At 41.4% G+C, this 23,309-nt stretch carries 21 protein-coding genes, 1 tRNA gene, 2 pseudogenes and 1 other annotated feature; of the genes and pseudogenes, 8 read left to right on the top strand and 16 right to left on the bottom strand.

The genetic code is table 11. From position 1 onward, the window contains the following. Positions 1–267: 267 nt before the first annotated feature. The 4 genes and pseudogenes from F897_RS08990 to F897_RS17065 form a co-directional block, all read right to left on the bottom strand. Positions 268–343, bottom strand: a tRNA-Gly gene (locus F897_RS08990). Positions 344–408: 65 nt separating this feature from the next. Beyond that, complete coding sequence (cysS, locus tag F897_RS08985) at positions 409–1,830, bottom strand: cysteine--tRNA ligase (RefSeq protein ID WP_005235201.1); 1,422 nt, start codon at positions 1,828–1,830, stop codon at positions 409–411. A gap of 146 nt (positions 1,831–1,976) precedes the next feature. Further along, positions 1,977–2,402 carry a hypothetical protein gene (locus tag F897_RS08980; RefSeq protein ID WP_005235199.1) on the bottom strand — a complete coding sequence of 142 codons (426 nt, stop codon included), beginning with the start codon at positions 2,400–2,402 and terminating at the stop codon, positions 1,977–1,979. Between the two features lie 8 nt (positions 2,403–2,410). After that, positions 2,411–2,521 (bottom strand): annotated as a pseudogene (locus F897_RS17065) (IS5/IS1182 family transposase); the annotation flags it as partial. Between the two features lie 66 nt (positions 2,522–2,587). Here F897_RS17065 and F897_RS17060 point away from each other — a divergent pair. From F897_RS17060 to F897_RS08950, 3 genes and pseudogenes are all read left to right on the top strand, one after another. Further along, positions 2,588–3,832, top strand: a pseudogene (locus F897_RS17060) (IS3 family transposase). Then, positions 2,863–2,979 (top strand) — a sequence feature (AL1L pseudoknot). Its footprint overlaps the pseudogene before it by 117 nt. Before the next feature lie 483 nt (positions 3,833–4,315). Continuing rightward, positions 4,316–5,104 carry a PaaX family transcriptional regulator C-terminal domain-containing protein gene (locus F897_RS08955; RefSeq protein WP_005235191.1) on the top strand — a complete coding sequence of 263 codons (789 nt, stop codon included), beginning with the start codon at positions 4,316–4,318 and terminating at the stop codon, positions 5,102–5,104. A gap of 94 nt (positions 5,105–5,198) precedes the next feature. Continuing rightward, a complete protein-coding gene (locus F897_RS08950) occupies positions 5,199–6,176 on the top strand; it encodes a fatty acid desaturase family protein (RefSeq protein WP_005235189.1) in 978 nt (325 codons plus the stop codon). Between the two features lie 56 nt (positions 6,177–6,232). Here the strand turns inward: F897_RS08950 and F897_RS08945 are convergent, their stop codons facing one another. Both F897_RS08945 and yfcF read right to left on the bottom strand, forming a co-directional pair. Continuing rightward, positions 6,233–7,183, bottom strand: a complete 951-nt coding sequence (locus F897_RS08945) for a cation diffusion facilitator family transporter (protein ID WP_005235187.1) — start codon at positions 7,181–7,183, stop codon at positions 6,233–6,235. Between the two features lie 197 nt (positions 7,184–7,380). Beyond that, positions 7,381–8,028: a glutathione transferase gene (gene yfcF, locus F897_RS08940; protein WP_005235185.1), complete on the bottom strand. Its 648-nt coding sequence runs from the start codon at positions 8,026–8,028 to the stop codon at positions 7,381–7,383. A gap of 225 nt (positions 8,029–8,253) precedes the next feature. Here yfcF and F897_RS08935 point away from each other — a divergent pair, with 225 nt between their 5' ends. Next, positions 8,254–8,970 carry a glutamine amidotransferase gene (locus F897_RS08935; protein ID WP_005235183.1) on the top strand — a complete coding sequence of 239 codons (717 nt, stop codon included), beginning with the start codon at positions 8,254–8,256 and terminating at the stop codon, positions 8,968–8,970. 47 nt (positions 8,971–9,017) lie between these two features. Here F897_RS08935 and F897_RS08930 read toward each other — a convergent pair whose 3' ends face one another. From F897_RS08930 to F897_RS08910, 5 genes are all read right to left on the bottom strand, one after another. Next, entirely contained in the window at positions 9,018–9,605 is a 588-nt protein-coding gene (locus F897_RS08930) for a YceI family protein (protein WP_005235180.1), read from the bottom strand. Positions 9,606–9,734: 129 nt separating this feature from the next. Continuing rightward, positions 9,735–10,190 (bottom strand): GNAT family N-acetyltransferase, encoded by a 456-nt coding sequence (locus F897_RS08925; protein ID WP_005235178.1) that lies wholly within the window; start codon positions 10,188–10,190, stop codon positions 9,735–9,737. Between the two features lie 175 nt (positions 10,191–10,365). Beyond that, positions 10,366–10,581 (bottom strand): hypothetical protein, encoded by a 216-nt coding sequence (locus F897_RS08920; protein ID WP_004786275.1) that lies wholly within the window; start codon positions 10,579–10,581, stop codon positions 10,366–10,368. Positions 10,582–10,716: 135 nt separating this feature from the next. Next, a complete protein-coding gene (tkt, locus tag F897_RS08915; protein ID WP_005235176.1) occupies positions 10,717–12,705 on the bottom strand; it encodes a transketolase in 1,989 nt (662 codons plus the stop codon). 439 nt (positions 12,706–13,144) lie between these two features. Continuing rightward, positions 13,145–13,528, bottom strand: coding sequence for a pilin (locus F897_RS08910; RefSeq protein WP_005235174.1), 384 nt, complete (start codon positions 13,526–13,528; stop codon positions 13,145–13,147). A 471-nt stretch (positions 13,529–13,999) separates the two neighbouring features. Between F897_RS08910 and metK the strand changes: the two genes are divergently transcribed. From metK to F897_RS08895, 3 genes are all read left to right on the top strand, one after another. Beyond that, positions 14,000–15,166: a methionine adenosyltransferase gene (gene metK / locus F897_RS08905; RefSeq protein WP_004786281.1), complete on the top strand. Its 1,167-nt coding sequence runs from the start codon at positions 14,000–14,002 to the stop codon at positions 15,164–15,166. A 338-nt stretch (positions 15,167–15,504) separates the two neighbouring features. Next, on the top strand, positions 15,505–15,849 hold the full coding sequence (locus F897_RS08900; protein ID WP_005235172.1) for a hypothetical protein: 345 nt from the start codon (positions 15,505–15,507) through the stop codon (positions 15,847–15,849). 250 nt (positions 15,850–16,099) lie between these two features. Further along, positions 16,100–17,311 (top strand): YeeE/YedE family protein, encoded by a 1,212-nt coding sequence (locus tag F897_RS08895; RefSeq protein ID WP_005235170.1) that lies wholly within the window; start codon positions 16,100–16,102, stop codon positions 17,309–17,311. A 45-nt stretch (positions 17,312–17,356) separates the two neighbouring features. Here the strand turns inward: F897_RS08895 and F897_RS08890 are convergent, their stop codons facing one another. The 3 genes from F897_RS08890 to F897_RS08880 all read right to left on the bottom strand — a co-directional run bounded on the left by F897_RS08890 (position 17,357) and on the right by F897_RS08880 (position 19,967). Next, on the bottom strand, positions 17,357–17,866 hold the full coding sequence (locus F897_RS08890) for a hypothetical protein (RefSeq protein WP_005235162.1): 510 nt from the start codon (positions 17,864–17,866) through the stop codon (positions 17,357–17,359). Between the two features lie 62 nt (positions 17,867–17,928). Beyond that, the gene (locus F897_RS08885; RefSeq protein WP_005235160.1) at positions 17,929–18,708 is read right to left on the bottom strand and encodes a TIGR03915 family putative DNA repair protein; all 780 of its coding nucleotides are present in this window, start codon (positions 18,706–18,708) and stop codon (positions 17,929–17,931) included. After that, on the bottom strand, positions 18,708–19,967 hold the full coding sequence (locus F897_RS08880) for a putative DNA modification/repair radical SAM protein (RefSeq protein WP_005235157.1): 1,260 nt from the start codon (positions 19,965–19,967) through the stop codon (positions 18,708–18,710). Before F897_RS08880 ends, F897_RS08885 begins: the two co-directional genes overlap by 1 nt. A gap of 208 nt (positions 19,968–20,175) precedes the next feature. Between F897_RS08880 and F897_RS08875 the strand changes: the two genes are divergently transcribed. Then, positions 20,176–21,219, top strand: a complete 1,044-nt coding sequence (locus tag F897_RS08875; protein WP_005235156.1) for an NAD(P)H-dependent flavin oxidoreductase — start codon at positions 20,176–20,178, stop codon at positions 21,217–21,219. A 63-nt stretch (positions 21,220–21,282) separates the two neighbouring features. On the opposite strand, the gene F897_RS08870 is transcribed toward F897_RS08875, so the two are convergent. Together F897_RS08870 and dusB are read right to left on the bottom strand one after the other, a co-directional pair. Next, positions 21,283–21,960: a hypothetical protein gene (locus tag F897_RS08870; protein ID WP_005235155.1), complete on the bottom strand. Its 678-nt coding sequence runs from the start codon at positions 21,958–21,960 to the stop codon at positions 21,283–21,285. A 245-nt stretch (positions 21,961–22,205) separates the two neighbouring features. Next, on the bottom strand, positions 22,206–23,231 hold the full coding sequence (gene dusB, locus F897_RS08865) for a tRNA dihydrouridine synthase DusB (protein WP_005235154.1): 1,026 nt from the start codon (positions 23,229–23,231) through the stop codon (positions 22,206–22,208). Positions 23,232–23,309 lie beyond the last annotated feature (78 nt).

The following is a 23,309-nucleotide window of genomic DNA, read 5'->3' as shown; positions in this document are numbered from 1 at the left end:
TGGGTTCAAAGTAGGTTTACCTTAACTCTATACAGAGTTGACTCAGTCTAGCAAAAAATAATTTTCGCAATTTTATCATATCTATGCAAATGTCAGGTTTCAAAATGTAGAGCTTTTCATAAAACTTAAACAGAATGTTCTAAAATTTCCCTGACCGAAAACTCTCCATTATTTAAAATTTCATTAGGTAAACCAGTTTTGATTGTCCTTTTTATTTTACGTAGGCAATAAAAAACCCTAATCTTTCGATCAGGGTTTTTTGAATTTTGGAGCGGGAAACGAGACTCGAACTCGCGACCCCAACCTTGGCAAGGTTGTGCTCTACCAACTGAGCTATTCCCGCAATATGGGAGTGAATTATAGAGAGTTTCTGCTAACTGTCAACTCTCTATTGATTCAACTGTCGAATTAATCGGCACGACGCCATACAGTTCCTTGACGGGTATCTTCCAGCACCACCCCTTGTTCTAATAAAGACTGGCGGATTTCATCGGCACGAGCAAAGTTTTTCTCTTTTTTGGCATCTTTACGTTGCTGGATCAGATCTTCAATCTGCTCTTCAGACAAGCCTAAAGCTTCCTGACCAATATCAGACTTTAAGAATTCGTCGACATTGTGCTGTACCAGACCCAGAATATTGGTGAGATGGCGCAAAGTGGAATAATAAACAGTAGCCTGCTCCTGATTCTGGTCTTTTACCGCACGGTTCAGCTCTTTATTCAGTTCAAATAATACAGCAATGGCTTCTGGCGTATTGAAGTCATCTCGCATTGCCGTATTAAAACGCTCAACAAAGTCTTGATCTAACGTATCAACCAGCTGTTCGCCATATACTGCCTGATAAGCTTTGAAAGAATGATAGAAACGCATTAGCGTATTTTTCGCTTCTTTTAAAGCTACATCTGAATAGTTCACCGGGCTGCGGTAGTGTGAAGATACGATAAAGTAACGCACCACTTCCGGATGGAATTTTTCAATCACATCACGGATGGTGAAGAAGTTACCCAAAGACTTCGACATTTTTTCGCCATCAACATTGATGAAGCCGGCATGCATCCAGTAGTTCACATACTGTTCACCTGTCGCTGCTTCAGACTGTGCAATCTCGTTTTCATGATGCGGGAAGCTTAAGTCAGCGCCACCGCCATGAATATCAAAATGATTGCCGAGGCAGCAGGTAGACATGGCTGAACATTCAATATGCCAGCCTGGACGACCATTGCCCCATGGTGAAGCCCAAGACGGTTCATTTTCTTTGGCATGTTTCCACAGCACAAAGTCAAACGGATGTTTTTTCTCAACTTCGACGTCTACACGTTCAGAAGCGCCTGCCTGCATATCTTCCAGTTTACGGCCTGAGAGACGCCCGTATTTGGCGAATTTTTCAACCTCGAAGTAAACATCGCCATTATTTGCCGGATATGCAGTCCCTTTTTCCACCAGCGTACCAATCATGTTTTGCATCTGATTGATGTAATCAGTGGCTTTTGGTGCTTCATCCGGTGCAAGACAGCCTAATTTGGCAAAGTCTTCATTCATGGCATCAATAAAACGGCTGGTCAGTGATGAAATGCTTTCCCCATTTTCATTGGCACGTTTAATAATCTTGTCGTCAATGTCAGTGATATTGCGTATGTATTTAACCTTCCAGCCCTGACTACGCAAGAAACGAATAATATAGTCAAATGCAACCACCGTGCGTGCATGTCCAATATGACAGTAGTCATAGACCGTCATCCCACAAACATACAGATCAATCTGACCTTCTTTACGAGGCACAAATTCTACTTTTTTACGTTGCTCTGAGTTATATAGAACAAATGGTTGCATAGGTCTTCTAGAATGCTTTTACAAATGATGGCTCATCTTAACCTAAGCATTATTTTTCATAAAGTTTTAAGAAAAGTTTTCAAGACTTTTTCTGCGGTTATTTCTATATTGTTAAAAAAACCAGCAACTGCTGGTCTTTTTAGATATCAGGATTTAGCTTCAGTTTTGCACTGTATTAACATCTGCTTGTTTTTTGGACCTAATGAATTACTTAGACTGGTATTTAAAACACGCGCATAGTTTTGATGATCTTTCTGGTAGAAATCTACCGTAGCCCCCTGGTACTCGGCGGTAGTTATATATTGATAATCGTCAAAAGATTTTTCAGACTTAGGCTCAATTGACTTTAATAAAGCACGCTTTTGTTTAGCAGAAATCAAGCGCAAAATGCTTTTTTCACCAATAACATAAGATAGATTATGAGCTTTCTCTTTTGAACAATCCAAAGCATAACGGCCTTTTAATTCCCCTAAAGATAGTTTCACAATAGTCTGTTCAATTGTTGCGAACACTGAACCTGACACAAGCATAGCCCCAAGACCAATTAGGGTCTGTTGACATTTACTGTTCATAATTAAACCTATAAAGGTAGCCATAAAAATATACAGGCTAAGGCAACAGCACTTTGATAATTTCTTTTGAGCTTGTCATATCGAGTAGCTATTCCTCTAAATTGCTTTAATCTACAAAACTGAACCGTACCGGGTTTGTCGGAGAGTCAATATTCTGAGTGAGAAGCGCTGCTTCGCAAGGTTCGATGACAAAATTAAAATATACCCCTGAAATCAGAGAAAGAGCGGTTCAATTATTGATTGAATCTGAAAAAGATTATCCATCGAATTGGGCTGCAATCACAGCAATTGCGCCTAAGATTGGTTGTACTCCTGAAACACTACGTGCCAGGCATCAAAAGCATTTAGATCAGCAAAATCCTATTAAAGTACAACAGATATCTGATCAAGAAAAAATGAAGCAAATGGAACGTGAAATTAAAGAATTAAAGCGTGCCAATGAAATTCTACGTAAAGCAGCCGCTTTTTTCGCCCAGGCGGAGCTCGACCGCCCACATAAATAATGGTGGATTTCATCCATAACAATAAAGATCGATATGGTGTTGATGCGATTTGTAGGATTTTACCGATCGCAGCTTCAACCTATTACCGAACTTTAGATCTCGCTGATGAAAAGCATCGCTTTGCAAGGGAACATCGAGCGAAACGAGATCTACATGATGAGCATCATGCTGAGGAGATTAAACGAATTTGGAAGGAAAGTTCAGGTCGGAATGGTGTGCGTAAAGTCTGGCAAAAACTGAAACGTGAAGGCTATATTATTGCACGCTGTACTGTTGCTCGATTAATGAAAAAGCTAGGTATACAAGGTGTTTAGCGTGGTAAGAATAAACAAACCACCCGTAGCCGAGATGACCAAAAACGAGCAGATGATTTAGTGAAACGGAATTTTAATGCTGATCATCCTGACCCTTGCGAAGCAGTGCTAAGTTCGATGACTTCACGTATATTCAAACCAATTCAGGTTGGGGCTATATCGCCTTTATTATTGATGTGTTCTTACGAGCAATTGTTGGATGGAAAGTATCTATACGGATGAATACAGATATGGTGCTCGATGCACTTGAGCAAGCATTACACGATCAAGGCATGCCAAAGAATGTGATTCATCATTCCGATAGAGGTGTTCAATATCTTTCTACTCCTATACCAATCGTTTAGAAGCTGCAAATTTACGAGCATCAGTCGGTACAACTGGTGATTCATACGATAATGCTTTGGCTGAAACGGTGAATGGCTTATACAAAACAGAGGTGATTGAATATTTAAAAGCAGATTGGCAAGGTTTAGCAGATGTACAACTTGCGACATTCAACTGGGTAGATTGGTTCAATAAAAAGCGTGTACACAGTGCACTGGGTTATTTATCGCCTTTTGAGTTTGAAGCAATGTACTATGATAAGATTAACCCGTTAGGTCAGGTGGCCTAACTTAAATAAAAAAGTCTCCGACAAACCCGGTACGGTTCACCTGGGTAACACCGGAAGGTGGCGGTGGTCCGAATTACCCGAATATGTAAGGTAATTCGTATGAATAAGAAATCTTTTTCTTGTTCATATACCCAATTTTGAAGCAGTTATAACTAACACTTCACTTTAATTTTTTAGGTAATCCCAGTTCCCTAGGGAGCTGGGATTAAAAATAATCAAGAATAAAGAGAAAAAAAAAAAACAGATTCATGTCTTTTTCGTTGACTTGCTGCTTAGACCAACTTATTGACTGTGAAATAGTGTGCCTCAGTAGAAAACCAACACCTTATCTAGTCATTTTTATCCATATACGTTGTCTTTAATTAAAATTAATTGCCTGAATATACAAACACTTTAGTCGTATTTCTCTTTGGTTCTTCATATTCAAAATGCTATTGTACAAAAAGTTTCCAATTTCTCATTTTCTAATCACGATCTAGTTTCATGACTTATAAACTGAATGCCCGACATCTGGTGCTAGACCTGCTCTATGCCTCACATAACTCTACTGTTAGCATCAAACAGATGTTATGTGCAGCAGATTTATTAGGAATCTCTGACAACAGCTTGCGGGTTGCAGTCGCACGACTTAATCAGGATCAGATCATTCAGTCAGTAGAACGCGGCATTTATCAGTTAATTGAAAAAAAATTTGATACTTCTTTTATTAGCCTGAACAAACATCCCAATATGCAGACCGCTACGGCTTGGGATGGTAAGTACATTCTGGTTTATACCGGTGCTTTGGGGCGAGTAGATCGTACGGCCTTATCTAAACGGGAAAAAGCCCTGCGTTATTATGGATTTCAGGAACTGGAACAGAACGTGTTTATCCGCCCGGACAATTTGCAACTTGGTTTGAACGAGCTTAAATCAGCAGCCGTCAAGTTTGGTCTGGATCAAGGCGCACGATTTTTTCAGGTCAGCGAGATCGATCAGCACACCCATGTATCTGCACTTTGGGATATTCATGGCCTGCATCAAACTTATTTGAATATCAGCCAGGAAATTGAACAATGGTTTGAAAACCATCAACAGTTATCCTTGGCTGAATCAGCTAAAACCGCCTTTTATCTGGCAAAATCTGCTGTATTTAGTCTGCGTGCAGATCCGCTATTGCCTGAAGAATGGCTAGATGCTCCAGCCCGACAAAAGTTTGAACTGGCCGTACGGCGTATGGAGGAGCAAGGCCAGCAGTTATGGCAGCAATATTTTCAACAACAAGGTGTATAATTTATTTCCTACATACTCACAAAAGTAAATTGACTGTAATATTTTAATTCAAATATAGTGATAAGAAATACAAGAATTAGATCAAGGCAGAATAATGAACAGTAAAGTGAGCGTCACAGAGCTATTTAGCCGTGAAGAAATTAGAGAGCTGACTACCCCATCCGATTTACAGGGTGCTCTGGCAGTGGGTTCAACTTGGGCTGTGATTGTTTTGACCTTTGGCACAATTGCTTATAGCTGGAAATATTTACCAGTCTGGGGAAAAATATTGATGTGTGCCTTGGCATTAGCCATTCTGGCGGGTCGCCAACTCGCTATGGCCATTTTGATGCACGACGCCTCACACCATAGTTTGTTTAAAACCAAGTGGCTAAACACACACTTCACTGACTGGCTATGCGCCCGTCCGATCTGGAATGAGGTCGGTAAATATCGTCCTTATCATTTGAAACATCATGCCCGCACCTCTCAACCTGATGATCCAGATTTAGGTCTGGTCAAAAACTTTCCAATTACTAAACAATCATTATTCAGAAAATTCTTTAGAGATCTAAATGGTCAATCCGGCCTGAAATTTCTGACTGGTCGTGTCTTAATGGATTTAGAACTTCTGGAATGGAGTGTTTCCAATGATCCGAAACCAATTCCTCGGGGTAATCGCAGTAACTTGGAACTGGCAAAGAATCTGTTAAAAAATAGCTCGGGCATGCTGATTTCCAATGCTGCCCTATTTTCTGCACTTTGGGCCAGCGGTCATCCGAAACTTTATTTATTATGGCCCCTAGCTTATATCACCCCTTTCCCACTGTTTATCCGTATCCGGGCAATGGCTGAGCATGCCGGTCTGGAAACCAGCCATTCTGCACTGACTAATACCCGTACTACCCGTGCAGGCTGGCTAGCGCGTGCTTTCGTTGCACCGATTCATGTAAATTATCATATTGAACATCATTTAATGGCCTCTGTTCCACATCAAAATCTGCCCAAAATGCATCAGATGTTGCGAGAGCGCGATTATGTGAAAGCACCACCGAGTTATAAAGATGTAATTGTGTCATTATTGAAAGACTAAAATTAAAAGATCGAAGTTTAAAAATACATTAAGTGTGATGGCAAAATGTCTTACACTTAATGTTGATGGCTTTCCTTATGCTCATGCTGTTCATGTAAATGGTCCGATTGCCGATGCTGTTCTGGGGGACAATCTTCTGCTTCAATCTGCAATGTCATCTCGGTAATGTGATGTTCATGGTGCAACATCTCAAACGCCTCCTGATGTAACTTTTTATAGTCAACGTCTGGCGCAACCAAATGTACAGTCAGCATGACTTTTTTGGAAGTAATCGCCCAGACTTTTAGCTGATGAATATCTTCAACACCGTCTAGCGCCAGTAGGTCATGGCGCAGTTTTTCAATATCGATTTCATCAGGAACCCCTTCTAGCAGAATATTGATGCTCTGTTTCAACAAAATCCATGTCCGTGGAATGACCCAGAATCCGATCATGACCGCAATCACGGTGTCGATCCACATCCAGCCACTGAAATAGATGATGATTGCGCCAATAATGACACCCACCGAACCTAGTGCATCACTCAGTACTTCCAGATAAGCTCCTTTAATATTCAAGCTTTCCTGACTGCTAGAAACCAGAATTTTCATGGAGATCAGGTTAATGACTAGTCCGAGTATAGCGACAATTAACATGCCCAGACTTTCAATTTCAGGAGCATTGCTCAGGCGCTGGTAAGCTTCAAACAGGATATACATCGCTACCAGAAATAGCATAATCGCATTAAACAAAGCTGCCAGAATTTCAAATCGCTGGTAGCCAAAGGTACGTTTATCATCTGCGGGTTTTTGTCCGATCTTAATCGCAGCCAGTGCAATCGCCAATGCAGCGGCATCGGTAAACATATGCGCTGCATCAGAAAGCAAGGCCAGACTCTGAGTCATAAAACCAGCAATAACTTCTACAATTAAAAAGGCTGTCGTCAGAGCTAAGGCGATGGACAGTTTCTTAGCATTCTTCGCACTAACTTCTACATGACTATGATCATGATGATGTGATCCACCCACCGTATACTCCTTTTCATTTGAATCTGATTCTAAGTTTTAGCTACTTCTTATTACCTATACTTTCTATACTACGCCTGCGCTGCTGATATTTAAGCAATTTTTTGTATAACGTGTCTCTCTTTTAAAATATCCATGTCTATTCATTAAGCAAACTTAGTACTTAAATTATTAAATTTACCTCTCTACCCGATATAGAATCAAAACTCAGCATGAGTACGCAGTTTTTCATTTTCCAAAATCCAGGACTGCACTGAAGATCGCTGAAAATTACGCTGGATATAAGCCTGAATCTTTTCGGGAAGCTCAACATCGTGACTAAGCAGACGATGCAGCATAAAGGCTAGATCAAAGTCTGCAATTGACCATTGTTCGGTGAGCCACAAATTTTCAAGTAAAATTTCTGTGATTGCCAGTAAGCGCTGAATATCCTGCATGGTTTCAGCCGATGCGAGTAAAGGCCTTTTAGGTGGAACAAAGATCGAAGTTGAAGGCATATCCTGCCGGATAGAGGAAAAATCAGTTTTCATCAAAGCCTGAACGGCGCGGCATTTTGCTCTGGCTTTCATCTCTGCAGGATATAAAGCAAGATAATCTGGTGCCGGAAAAACATCTTCCAGATATTCGGTAATCGCCCAAGATTCAAATAAATGAAAATCATCAATAATCAGGCAAGGGACTTTGCCACTCGGACAAATTTTACGATAAGCCAAAGATTGCTGTTCCAGCAGATTCAGATCGATCATTTTTTCCTGAAAGTTGAGTCCTTTCTCTTTTAAAGCCACATAAACCGACATGGCATAAGGACTAATGCGTTTTTTATCGACATACAAGCAGATATTGTGCATTTTTTATCCTGCCTCTTATGATTATCCACTGCTTTCTACTCTAACGCCTTTTTTATAGAAAAGGAAAATATCGCTGCATATTGATACAAAGCGGAGTCTTAGGCTTACAGAGAATTGCCGATTCGGATGAATCATCTACCTAAGGCTAAATCACCGGATTAAAAAGACTTCTAATTTTTTGCAGAATAACGTTAAATAAATATTTTCCATTTAGACCTGACTGCTATGCTGAATCTTGACCACTTCCCTGATACCGTATATGCCATTCAACATATGGCTTTTGAAGACCTAGGTGCCTGGGAAAATGTGTTTTATCAGCTGGGATTACGTGTTCGCTATTTTGAAGCCGGAATTGATGACCTACGAAAGGCGTATGAATATAAAGGTCTGACAATTATTTTAGGGGGTCCAATTGGTGTCTATGAAACGGTGGACTACCCTTTCTTACAACAAGAAATAGACTTACTTAAAGTGCGTTTAGAGAAGAATTTACCCACTTTAGGTATTTGTCTGGGTGCTCAACTCATTGCTCATGCACTCGGTGCTAAAGTCTATGCAGGACATAGCAAAGAAATTGGCTGGTCTAAACTCTGTCTTGCCTCTATTGAAAATAATCCACTAAAAGCTCTCGAAGATATCGACGTCCTGCATTGGCATGGTGATACCTTTGACCTTCCTGCACAGGCTGAATTGCTGGCCAGCTCTGATCTTTATCCAAATCAGGCCTTTAGGGTAGGACAGAATATTCTAGCACTACAATTCCATGCTGAAGTAGCCAGTGAAAGTTTAGAGAAATGGCTGATTGGACATACCTGTGAGTTACGCAAAGCCCAAATCAATATCCCCACCTTGCGGGCGGATCATCAAAGCTATGCACCCGCGCTTGAACAGGCAGCCAGTTCGGTATTGATGCTTTATTTAGAAAACCTGCAACTTAAATAACCGTAATAAAAAAGCACCCTATTGGGTGCTTTTTTAATTTGTCATTCTTACTTTTTCGGAGCAGGTACAGAAGCCTCGGTAGTAATGTTCACTGTAATTTTATCGCCCACATTTGGAACATAGCCGCCTACCCCAAAGGCTGAACGGTTAAATGAAGTGGTTGCATTAAAACCAATCGTTTGTAATTTGGTCATTGGATGTACGCCTTGTTTATTTAAAACTGCATCCAGTACCACAGGTTTAGTGACATCTTTCACGGTTAAGTTACCGGTGATTTTGTATTTGTTTTTGCCTAAAGCCTGAACTTTAGTACTTTTAAAAGTGATATTCGGATATTTGGCAGCATCAAAAAATTCTGCTGTCTTAATATGGTCATCCAGCGCTTTCACATTCGTATTAATGCTTGCAACCGGGATATTCACATTGACCGAAGAATTCGCAGGTTTTTCATTATCAACATTAATCGTACCCTGTATATCACTGAAGTTTGCAGATGGTGTAGAGAAACCAAAGTGGCTCCAAGAGAAAACCGTTGCTGAATGAGTCGGGTCAATCGTATAAGCCACTGGTTTTGCCATAGAAAATGTTGCTACAGATGCGACTGCCAAGCCTAATGCTAATGTTTTTAAATTCATGTTTTTATCTCACGTTTTGGATTTTATTAAGTGTATAGAATCTGGAACCGTTTACAGCCTTAAAGATAAAACGTTTTGTTGCAGCAATGAAACGATAAAATTGTAAGTTATTTTTTTAATTTTTGAGCTTTAATCCATACGGTACTGAATAAATCCAGTTTTCTTGGCGACTTTGTTATACAATGCTTGCGCCTGATGATTTGATTCCTGAGTCAGCCAGTAAACCCGGTCGCAATTACGCTGCTGCGCTACCTGATAGACATGCTGAATCAACTTTCGCGCCACGCCCCGTCCGCGATAGTCCGGATAGGTAAATAGATCCTGCAAATAAGCATATGGTCTTACTGTCCAGCTACTGTTATGCTCGATGACATGCACAATCCCAACGACCTTTTCATCAATCAAGGCCGCAAAACCGTACATTGAATCTAATTCATAATTGGTTAATTTATCCCAGGTATTTTTACTTACCTCATCCGAAATTTGCGTTTGATAAAAGCGTTGATAGTCTTGCCATAAAGATAGCCATTCTGACTGTGATATTTGCTCTAGAGATTTGATCTGGATCTGGGGCTGTATATTCATGTTTAACTGCTTCTTTGGCTTATTTCTTTAATTTAAGTCGTTTCGATAGTGGTCGCGGAGTTTTTATAGCAACTTCAACTTAGCTTTATCTCATCTGGCGCTCATAAGCAACCTGTCAGATGGAAATCATCCGACATAAAAAAAGCCCCAATTAGGGACTTTTTACGCTTTATATTTAAAGTTTTTCAACCAGAATACGATCCACCTGTTTCAAACCAGAATGCTTTTCATGGTTCTTGCGACGTACTTTAATGATTTTTTCTTCAGCCATTTCCTGAAGTAATAGCTCAACCGCAACCATTGCTTCAAGGGGGAGATCCTGCCCGATCCATTTCTGCTCGCCTGCATCCATTAAAGTAATTTCGTCACTAATTTGTTCATACAAGCTCATGTTTATCTCACTCTTTCATTTCAATTATGGGAGAACACTTTTTAGCGGTTGCCACATGAAAACAAGGCTAGAAAGCAAAAAAACAAAAGACGCCCCAAAACTGGGGCGCCCTTAAAAAACGACTTAATCAGTTGATTAAGCAGTAATCTCTTTTACAGCTGCTACAACAGCTTCAGTTGTAATACCGAAGTGTTTGAACAGGTCTTTAGCAGGTGCAGATTCACCGTAAGTGGTCATACCGATCACACGACCATCCAGACCTACAAATTTCCACCAGTAATCTACATGTGCAGCTTCAACCGCTACACGTGCACGAATCGCTGCAGGAAGAACTGATTCACGGTAAGCAGCATCTTGCTTCATGAATTCTTCAGCACATGGCATAGATACGACACGTACACCTTCAAGCTGTGCATAAGCTTCCATTGCAAGAGAAACTTCAGAACCAGTCGCAATGATAATCGCTTTCAATTCGCCTTTTTCTTCAGCCAGAACATAACCACCTTTCGCTACATTCTCAATTTGTGCTTGAGTACGAGTCTGGAATGGCAGGTTTTGACGAGAGAAGATCAACGCTGTTGGACCTTCTGAACGCATCAAAGCAGATTTCCAGGAAATCGCTGCTTCAACGGTGTCACATGGACGCCATGTATTCAGGTTTGGAGTACCACGTAAAGATGCGATTTGTTCGATTGGCTGGTGTGTAGGACCATCTTCACCCAGACCGATTGAATCGTGAGTGTAGACATGAATCACACGTTGTTTCATCAGCGCAGACATACGTACTGCATTACGTGCATATTCCATGAACATCAGGAATGTTGCTACATAAGGAATGAAACCGCCATGCAGTGCTACACCATTGGCAATCGCAGTCATACCAAATTCACGTACGCCGTAATGAACATAGTTACCTGCTGGATTGTCCTGTACGCCTTGTGCACCTTTCCAAAGTGTCAGGTTAGAACCTGCAAGGTCAGCAGAACCACCTAGTACTTCTGGTAATGAAGGTACAAGTGCTTGCAACGTATTTTGGCTCGCTTTACGTGTAGCAATGGTTTCTTCTTTTGCATTTACTTCAGCGATATAAGCATCCGCTTTTGCAACAAAGTCAGCTGGAAGATCACCAGAAAGACGACGTTTTAATTCAGCTGCTTCAGTTGGATATTTTGCTGCATAAGCGGCAAAAGTTTCGTTCCATGCTGCTTCAGCTTGTGAACCTTTTTCTTTGGCATCCCAAGCTGCGTATACATCCTCAGGAATGACAAATGCTTCGTCTGACCAGCCAAGCGCTTCACGAGTCAATACGATTTCGTCATTACCCAAAGGTGCACCGTGACAGTCTTCTTTACCCTGTTTGTTCGGTGAACCTAAACCGATCACTGTTTTACACATGATGATGGTTGGTTTGTTCGCTTCAGCTTTCGCTTCTACAGTCGCTTGACGGATTGCATCTGCATCATGGCCATCAACTTTGATCACTTGCCAGCCATAAGACTTGAAGCGTTGTTCTGTATCGTCAGAGAACCAGCCTTCAACTTCACCGTCAATTGAAATGCCGTTGTCGTCATAGTAAGCAATCAGCTTGCCTAGACCTAAAGTACCTGCCAAAGAACATGCTTCGTGAGAAACACCTTCCATCAAGCAGCCATCGCCCAGAAAGCAGTAAGTGTAGTGATCAACAACTTTGATATCGTCTTTATTGAATTGCGCAGCTAAAGTTTTCTCAGCCAGTGCAAAACCAACAGCATTTGCGATACCTTGGCCTAATGGGCCAGTGGTTGTTTCAATACCCGGTGCATAGCCCAATTCTGGGTGACCTGGAGTTTTAGAATGAAGTTGACGGAATGCTTTAAGATCTTCAATTGAAAGATCATAGCCCGTTAAATGAAGAAGTGCGTATTGAAGCATAGAGCCATGGCCATTCGACAATACGAAACGGTCACGGTTAGCCCAATTCGGATTTGTTGGGTTATGGTTTAAGAATTCACGCCAAACCACATCAGCGATATCTGCCATCCCCATTGGAGCACCTGGATGTCCTGAGTTTGCTTTTTGCACAGCATCCATTGCCAATACACGAATTGCGTTTGCAATACGACGTTCATTAAGCGGGGTTGTCATAAATCAGCGTCCAAATAAATTCAGAAGAAATAGGAAATGATGAAAAGACTTTCAAAACTGCCGTCTATTGTCTTAAAAAAACAGCGAGGGGTAAAGACTAGCCTACAATATTTATCAATTTATTGATGTTGTATTTACCTATCGGATAAATATTCTGCACTTTTAAGATGCATTGATTGACTAGAGTCTAAGTTAGATTCTAATAAAATGATAAATCTGGGATTATTCTTAACTATTTTTTATAAATTAAACTTTCACAATATGTTGAATTCCTTTTCAGGATACATGCATATAGGGATCAAAACAGAAGATCCGGATTTAAATAAATAATCTTTCCAGGCTATAAAAATGCATATGTGAATATCTATTGTTTGCCCAAGGTCCCCAGACATAAAAGATAAAGGTTAAAGTTAAATCAGGCTAATCGATACCACGAAAATTATTGTCCTCGGCAATCTTTAGGTAAATAACGCTGACTGATATCGCTCGACGAACAACTGCCGCTATAAACATCAAAAGCGATGGATTTCCCACGGATTGCCGTATCTACCCTATCCTGCCGTAGCTTAAATTCAATCCGACAAGCGGCATTGATCACGACTTTTTCAATATATTGGGTTCCGCTGCCAATTTGACGGCCTGCATCACAATGTCCATCAGAGGCAATAAATTGAGTTCGATAGCTACCTGCCTGCTCAAAAACCTCTGTTAGTTGGCTTCGCACTACATAACTGTGATAACTCATGCCTGCTACTGTCGCCAGAATGGCAATAATCGTGAGTACAATCATGACTTCAATCAAGGTAAACGCCTTTTGATACATGCTTTTCCATCTCCGTACAGTCTTTTAAACAAATCCATACCAAAAGATTTCGCCACTTCCTGACAGGCGGTTTCTGAAGACTTGAAGCTACTATGCAGAGTCGTACTATTTGCAGCAAGGCTGTCTGTCGTGTGGTCAATACACCCACCTTAATTTATTAATAGAATGATCACTTTCCTTGATATTTGAGGCATTTAATTTTTATATTTTTCTTAGTACTTAGTTATGCAAATTTGTTTAGAAATATCACTGCTTAATAAGCGTCTCTTATCAATTCACAGATTATTTATTAAGTTTATTAAATGAATCCACCCTGCTGTTTAGTTAGGCATATCAGTTTTTTTAATTCCAATAATCAAATAAAAGCACAATAATTTGAAACAATTTCGTGCAATTTTGTCGAGTTGCGCTAGTCCTAGAGCACAAGTCGATGTAACATATCGGGTCTTTAAATTTAACTGTGATAGGACTATGCGCGAGTACGCTGTATTTACTTCGGAATCTGTAAGCGAAGGCCATCCAGATAAAATGGCTGACCAAATCAGTGATGCTATCTTGGATGCAATCTTAAAAGAAGACCCATATGCACGGGTTGCTTGTGAAACGCTTGTAAAAACAGGTGCGGTTGTACTTGCCGGTGAAATCACAACAACTGCGAACATCGATTTTGAAGCGGTTGTCCGCCATACCGTTAACAGTATTGGTTATCATCATTCTGACCTTGGCTTTGATGGTTCGACTTGTGCGATCATCAACATGATCGGTAAACAGTCTCCTGAAATTGCTCAGGGTGTAGACCGTCAGAAACCGGAAGATCAAGGTGCCGGCGACCAAGGCTTGATGTTTGGTTATGCCAGCCGTGAAACTGATGTACTTATGCCTGCGCCAATTTCTTATGCGCACCGCTTAATGGAAAAACAGGCTGAATTACGCCGTAACGGTACATTGCCTTGGTTACGTCCAGACGCAAAAAGCCAGGTGACTTTCGCTTATGAAAATGGCGTACCTGTTCGTCTAGATGCTGTTGTGCTTTCGACTCAACACGATCCTGAAATTTCACAAGCTCATTTAAAAGAAGCTGTGATTGAAGAAATCGTGAAAAAAATCATTCCTGCCGACATGTTCCATGCAGATACCAAATTCCACATCAACCCGACCGGGATGTTTGTGATCGGTGGTCCTGTAGGTGACTGTGGTCTGACTGGCCGTAAAATCATTGTAGACACTTACGGTGGTATGGCACGTCACGGTGGCGGCGCATTCTCTGGTAAAGATCCATCGAAAGTTGACCGTTCTGCTGCTTATGCAGGCCGTTATGTTGCGAAAAACATTGTCGCTGCGGGTCTTGCAGACAAATGTGAAATTCAGGTGTCTTATGCGATTGGTGTAGCCGAGCCTACTTCAATTTCAATCAATACCTTCAATACAGGCAAAGTGTCTGATGAATTGATCGTTCAATTGGTACGTGAGCACTTTGACCTGCGTCCATACGGTATTACCCGTATGTTGAACCTGATCCAACCGATGTATAAACAGACTGCTGCTTATGGTCACTTTGGTCGTGAAGGTTCAGATACTGCGTTTACTTGGGAAAAAACTGACAAAGTCGAAGCACTTAAAGCATCTGCTGGTCTATAAGTTTTCAGGTTTTAAAAGCTCGCTTTATGCGGGCTTTTTTATGGCTTCTAATTTTAGCCTGACAAAAATTGAGCCGGAAATAGTTGTGTTTTGTTACATCTAAAACTACATCTTAAAGCAGATAAACTCACTTTTTATAAGCGGTGAGAAGCAATCCACACAAGGTTTGTAAGAAAATACATTCAAATAATCAAGACGATTTATATTTAGCAGAAATTGTATAAGTCTTTATAAAAATTACATTTAGCGAACAAATTCTGATCTAATTATTAGCATAAATTCAAATAAATACTCGCTAGACTGTTTTTCGACCTTACAACTACAAAGGATATGACACGATGAATAAATTACTTGTTGCTTTGGGTTTAGCTGCAACCGTTGCTTTAGTGGGTTGTAATAAGAAAGAAAATCCTGAAACAGGTGCGACAACTGGCGAACATTTAGAAAATGCTGCTACTCAAGCCGGCCATGATATGGAAGATGCCACTCATGAGGCTTCTCAAGAAACTGATCAAGCCATGAATAATGCGGCTGCAAATGCTTCCCGTGCCGCTGATGAAGCCGCCGCTGCGACTTCTCGAGCAGCCGATGCCACTGCTGAAGCCGCTAAAAACGCGACTGCTGCAACTGCCGGTGCTATTGAAGAAGGTGCAGGCAAAGTACGTGAGAAAGCTGAAAATTAATTTTTAAAGCTTTCGATCTTTAAAAGCCTGCTTTGCAGGCTTTTAAACTTTTTATACGTTTCACTATTAGGCAGGTGATTGTTCTAATTAAGCTGATATCTTTTGAAATAATCACGACCTTATATCATTTAAAGTCATAATTATTATCAGTTATCAGGATGTTTAATTGACTCTTAGAAGCCCTAGATCAGCCCATTTTAGTGAGAAATTGCGTAATATACGCGACTTTATTTTTAAAGCTTGATCTCCCATGTCTGTCATTGCTGCGTCTTCCCAGCGATCGAATCTCTCGGTCTGGGTGGCTTTTATTTTACTTGTATTAGGAACTGTCGGTGCTTATCACATCGTAGGTCTGAACCAGGCTCTATTATTTCTGGTGGGTGGTGCACTGGGTATGACCTTGTATCATGCATCGTTTGGTTTCACCTCCAGCTGGCGCGTCTTTATTAAAGAACGTCGTGGTCGTGGCTTACGTGCCCAAATGATCATGCTGAGTCTTGCTGTATTGCTATTTTTCCCTGCTTTAGGCGCAGGTGAACTGTTTGGTAATCCAGTTCAAGGCTTTGTCAGTCCGGTTTCACTGTCTGTGGTGATCGGTGCATTTATTTTCGGGATTGGCATGCAGCTCGGTGGCGGTTGTGCATCAGGTACACTTTATACTGTGGGTGGTGGCAGTGCTCGTATGCTGGTCACCCTGTTTTTCTTCTGTGCCGGCTCACTGATTGCGACTTCGCATATTGACTGGTGGTTTAACCTACCTCATTTCGCACCTATCTCCATTGTAGAAAGTTTTGGTGTCATTCCTGCACTTGTTTTGAGCTTTGTCGTTTTTGCTGTTATTGCTGCTGCAACTGTATTTTTTGAAAAGAAACGTCATGGCAACTTGGAAATTGAAGCTCAAAGCCAGCATCAGGGCTGGAAACGCTTTTTGCGTGGTCCATGGCCATTAATCTGGGGCGGAATCATTTTAACCCTGCTTAACTTTGCTACTTTGGCGCTGGCTGGTCGTCCATGGGGTGTCACTTCTGCCCTTGCTGTCTGGGCCGCGAAATCTGCAAGTTTTGTTGGAATTGATGTAGCCTCTTGGGCGTATTGGCAGCAACCAGCAAATGCCAAAGCCTTATCTGAATCACTCTGGTTCGATATTACATCCATGATGAACTTTGGCATCATGCTTGGTGCATTATTGGCTGCCAGTCTGGCAGGTAAATTTGCTCCGAACTTCAATATTCCAAAACGTTCATTGGTTGCTGCGGTTATTGGCGGCTTGATGCTCGGCTATGGCGCTCGTCTGGCTTATGGCTGTAATATCGGTGCCTATTTTAGTGGTATTGCTTCGGGCAGCGTACATGGCTGGTTATGGCTGGTCTTCGCATTTCTCGGAAATGGTCTAGGTGTAAAACTTCGTCCAATTTTCTTCCCCGGTGAGAAACCTCAACCAGAAAAATTAACTGGTTGCTAAATAAAAAGCCCATCTTTGTGATGGGCTTTTTTTATAGCTTCATACTTATAACGCAGCTTTTAAGTTACAGCCATAATTCATGGTCTGTTGAACCTGGCGATAAGTGGTATAACGATCCAGAATAAAAGTATAGAACTGATCGCTAGATGCAAAATTGGATTTCAGGTCTTCATTCTCGACTTTAGGCAACTGGATCTGATCGACCAGATTCAGATTATAATGCCCCAAGCGATACATCTCGGCAAAATAGCCATTCATCATGTCACAATAGGCCACTTTACTGGATTTTAGAGCAGTCCGGCTGACAGGATGCTGATTCAAGGTTTGCAGATTATTTACATCCAAAGGCAGCTGATGAGAAAAGGCAATACTTTCTAATTTTTTAAATTGCTGAAAGTCCTGTGCCAACTTACTGTTTAGATCATCAAAACGTTGCTGTAATTCCTGTGCACTTTTAACCTGATATTTACCCGGATCTACTGCTACTTTCTGTTGCTCTGCTGAACACGCAGCCAATCCGGTTACCATAGCTAATGATGCCAGCCATACCTTCATATCTATACACTCGATCTAAATATTAGCTGTCATTATGCCTTAAACTTGGGCGAAGATTTTATTTAAAGTACTTTCTCATTCATATAACGCCAGTAGCGTTTAGGTACATACTGGATATGTAGTTTCATATTTTGTCGTGCCTGAATATTCACGCTTTTAAAATAATCTTTCCAAAGCTGATCATAGAGTACTTCTTCATCATCCAGTTCAATACTAAAAGACTGACTATGTCCAATCCGGATTTGTGGATCAACCATTTCTGCATTCATCTCTATCTGGTGCACATCATGTAAATCGTAATAGATGCCGTACTGGCGCTGTTCATCATAAATTAGCCAACGCTGGTCTTGGTAACGTTCCTTAAAATGCCGGGAAATAATCGGCAGTACATTAAAATCCGGCTTCACCAGACTGAGGAACGATCCATCTTTGGCTTTTTTGAAGCGGACAAAAGCTTCCATACGATGCTTTTCACGCCCGACCTGTTTGCACCATTGTGACATTCCGATGACTGCATGATGACCATAATCTTTATCAACCGGCCGCTGGTTTTGAAACACATAAACTGCAAAATCAAATAGATTCTGAAATGCCTGTTCTTTTTCAGAAAGAAAAGCATAATAAAAGGCTTTTAAACTGCTGGATGATACTTTCTGTTTTAAGCCTTGCCAGACCCGCTGTCCCTGACTTTCATTCGAGGCCACATGAATAAAATCATCGAATAAGCCATTTTGTGCCTGCGGATTGGCAGTCACTTTGACATCAAATTCTTTAAATTCAAAAGCCCGAAAAACACAGCTTAATAAACCGGTCATGGTGCCATCAAAACAGTAGTGTGGCATCAGAAACCGAATCCCAGTTGAGGTGACAATTGTTGCTGATATTTGGATTGACCAGCTTGTAAAATCTGCTGGCGAATCTGCTGGGATTGCTGCTCCTTTTGAAATTTTGGTGTATCTGCACAGCGGATAAAATGCTGTGCCCGGTTATACGCCACGCCCATCCTTTTCAGTTGGTCAATATGAATCTGACCAAAACGGCGTGCCTGTACAATCTTTTTGGCAGAACGTACTCCAATGCCCGGCACGCGTAAAATCATTTTGTAGTCGGCTCGGTTAATATCAACCGGGAAGGCCTCAGGATGACGTAAAGCCCAGCTCAGCTTTGGATCAATATCCAGATCCAGATTTGGATGCTGGTCATCTACAATTTCATCCGCTGAAAATCCATAAAAACGCATCAGCCAGTCAGACTGATATAGACGATTTTCTCTTAATAAGGGTGGTGCTGAGCCAATTGCGGGTAAGGCTTTTTCTTCGGGATTAATCGGAATATAGCCAGAAAAATACACACGTTTCAGCTTAAACTCCTTGTAGTGCCGATCAGCCATCAAAATAATATCTTTGTCCGTCTCACTATGCGCACCAACCACCATTTGCGTGGTCTGCCCTGCAGGAACAAATTTAGGAACGGATTTGATGATCTTACGTTCATCTTTCAACTGGATTAAACGGTCCCGCACAATTCCCAGATCTTTTTGTACTTCTGTATGGGTTTTCTCTGGGGCAAACTTTTGCAAGCCTGCTTCGGTCGGCATTTCCAGATTGATACTCATCCGGTCGACATATAAACCTGCTTCAGTAATAATCTCCTGTGATGCTCCAGGAATGGTTTTGAGATGAATATAACCATTAAAATTTTCTTCAAGACGCAACTTTTTCACCACCTGCAACATCCGCTCCATGGTGTAATCTGCTGATTTAAAAATTCCCGAACTGAGAAACAGCCCTTCAATATAATTACGGCGATAAAAATTCATGGTCAGATCGACCACTTCCTGCACGGTAAATGCAGCACGTTTTACGTCATTGGAACGACGAGAGACACAATAAGCACAGTCAAAAATGCAGACATTGGAAAACAGTATTTTCAGTAATGAGACACAGCGACCATCTTCGGTATAGCTATGACAGATCCCATTTCCGGTATTGCCCAAGCCTTTGTCTTTATTTTTGCGGTTGCTGCCACTCGATGAACAGGACACATCATATTTGGCGGCATCAGCTAAAATTTGTAGTTTTTCTCGGATACGATCAGACATGATTTCAGCAAGTTGTTGGCTAAAAACCTATTATAAATTTTCCCTGTTCTGCACTATAGCTTTGCTGTCTTTGTGACGACATCTCATGTCGTAAGAAATGTAAATGAACCGTTATCCATACAGCATTATTTCAAAATAAAATAACCAATATGATTTGCTTAATTCTGCGGCTATAGGCAAAGTAGATAGAGTAACAGGGAGCAAATCTATGTCTTTATTAGAAAAACTTGGAATAAAACATCCTATTTTTTTGGCCCCTATGGCAGGCCTTTCGACACCTGAACTGGCAGCGGAAGTTTCAAATCAAGGTGGTCTGGGTTCGCTAGGCTTGGGAGCCAGCAGCGTAGAATCTGCGCGCCAGCAGATTTTAAAAACTCAGGAACTTACAGACTGCCCATTTCAGGTTAACTTTTTCTGTCATGACAGCCAGCCTCTTGATGAAAACGTAGCTCAAGCCTGGATTGACCAGTTTAAAGATAAATTTGCTGAATACGGAATTAATCCACCCACTCAATTACACTGTATTTACCCAAGTTTTAAAGACAATGATGATTTCTTGAATCTGGTTCTGGAAACCAGACCATGTGCGGTCAGCTTTCATTTTGGCATTCCTCTTCCGCATCAGGTTCAGGCTCTAAAAGATGCCGGTATTCTGACGATGGTATCTGCCACCAATTTTGCTGAGGCCAAAGCCATTCAAGAGGCAGGGATTGATATCATCATTGCTCAAGGCATTGAGGCTGGAGGTCACCGGGGTATCTTTAGCACCAAGTTTGATGCCTCAGTCAAAACCTCTAATCTGGTCAAGTTAATAAAACAGCATTTTTCATTGCCGGTGGTTGCTGCAGGCGGAATCATGAATGGTGAACAAGCACGTCAGATGATGGACTTTGGCGCTGAAGCAGTACAATTAGGCACGGCATTTGTTCAGTGTAAATCTTCCAATGCCAATGACGCCTATCGTAAAGCGCTACTGTCCAAGCCGCTGACTCAAGTTAGTGCCAGCATTTCCGGCCGTCCAGCGCGTGGCATCATTAATCACTGGCATATAGACATCGACACTCCTGATCGTCTGGATGTACCTGCCTATCCATATACTTATGATCTGGCCAAGCAGTTACATGCAGCAGCGTCCAAACATGGTGATCAGGGTTATGGCGCGTTTTGGGCAGGTTCAAATGTGGCACAAATTCGTGAGATGGAAGCCTCTGATTTAATTAATCAGTTAGTGCTGGAAATGAAACAGAAGTAAAGAAAATCTTTATTTTAAAAATAAAAAAACCTCTCCACGAAGAGGTTTTTTTATATCGTTCTTTTAACGAGTCATACGATACCAAGCATCTTTGATCGCAAATTTTGCTTCTTCCCAATTCAAACGGGATTCCCCTTTTACCTGCTCCCATTTGGTTCGTAGTTCAGGTTCGGCATGTTCAAAGTCAGTCTGACGGTCATATAGCGGACGGTTTTCATAACCCACCCGATAAGCACCACGATAGTCACGATCATAGTCTAGATCGCTGTAGGTGGTACGTGATTCAGTATAATACGGACGGTTGGTATGTTCGTTTCTCCAGTAATCATCTTCCTGCTTAATCGTGTCCGGATGCTGATAATTATCTGCCTCTGGATGATTTTCTGGATGCTCGTAGTTATCCGTCTGTTTCGAATGATCAGGTGAAGCAATATCATTTCCTGCAATGCCGCCTACAACACCGCCAATGATACCGCCTACTACTGCACCTGGAGGACCACCTACCAGACCGGCAGTCGCTCCAACTGCTGCCCCGCCTAAAGTACCTGCACTGGTAGCAAGTACATTATCCTCGCCTTCATTCATATCTGGCACACGAGGATTATCTTTTTGAGGTGAATTCAAATCTGGTCGAGCACTGGCATCTGTTGCATCTTGATTTAATGCGTCACTACGTTCCTCTGGTAATTTAGTCGAGGTTTTATTGCCAAAGTCTGTAACTGGACGATTGGTATTTGTCATTATAGATCTCCCTTGATCATGAGAATGAACAAGATTGAATAAACATCTTGCCATGCTAGAAATTCAGCTTAGAGCAATTTCACGTAAACAATGTCCATGTCCTGTCCAGTTTAAGTGAACTTAATATGCGGCTATGTTCACTACAGGCCTTAATGTAACGGAAGCATATAAAATCTTAGCTATAAGATAAAAAAGGTACTGTATTTACTACAGTACCTTTTGAAATAAGTAGGAAGTCTATTTTTTTATTTAGTTTCTAACAGATTCACCTGATCTACTTGTACATCGCTCATGATATGGCCATGTTCTAGTAATCCATTAAAATAGTTTTCCACCACTTTATATTGATCGGCAGTGTTTTCTACTTGATACATATTTTGACGGAATTCATTACTCGAACGTAGTCCTTTGGTATACCAGGCAATATGCTTACGCGAAATACGGCAACCTGAATATTCACCATAAAATTCATAAAGCTCAGATAGATGTCCTAATAACACATCTTTCACTTCAGCAATACTTGGCGCAGCAAGATGCTCTCCAGTTTCTAAATAATGTGCAATTTCACGAAAAATCCACGGACGTCCTTGTGCAGCACGGCCAATCATGATGGCATCTGCACCTGTATAGTCCAGTACATATTTGGCTTTCTCAGGGCTATCAATATCTCCGTTCGCAATCACGGGAATATTCAGCATCTCTTTAACTTCCTTGATTAAGGAGTAACGTGCCGTATTGAGGTACATGTCTTCACGAGTACGACCATGTAATGCTAACGCTGCAATCCCCGCGTCTTCAGCACGTTTTGCAACTCGTAGGATATTTTCATGACCGTTGAGATAGCCCAAACGGGTTTTTAAAGTCACAGGAACATCAACTGCAGCGACGACCGCATCTAAAATACGTGCAACCAGATCTTCATTCTTTAACAAGGCAGAGCCGGCTAGCTTATTACAGACTTTCTTTGCTGGACACCCCATATTGATATCAACAATTTGTGCTCCATTTGCAACCTGATAACGTGCTGCCTCAGCTAAGTCATGCGGATCAGAACCAGCAATCTGCGCTGAGATTGGTGCCAGCTCACCATCAAAATTTGCCCGATATAAGCTCTTTTTGCTCATGCGCAAGGTCTTGTCAGAAGTCATCATTTCACTGACTGCATGACCCGCACCGAAGTACTTGCATAAGGTTCTAAATGGACGATCGGTGACACCTGCCATGGGAGCGACAATCAAATTATTTGACAGTTGATAGGGACCAATATACATATAAATTCATCACTTTTCTGATGGGCATAGTATACTGCATCTGCCTTGTTCACTCATCTTTTCAATTTATTTACGACA

The sequence above is a fragment of the Acinetobacter variabilis genome (genome assembly GCF_000369625.1).
Taxonomy (GTDB): domain Bacteria; phylum Pseudomonadota; class Gammaproteobacteria; order Pseudomonadales; family Moraxellaceae; genus Acinetobacter; species Acinetobacter variabilis.
Note: the sequence above shows the minus strand (reverse complement) of the source record. Positions and strands in the feature narration are given on the sequence as shown.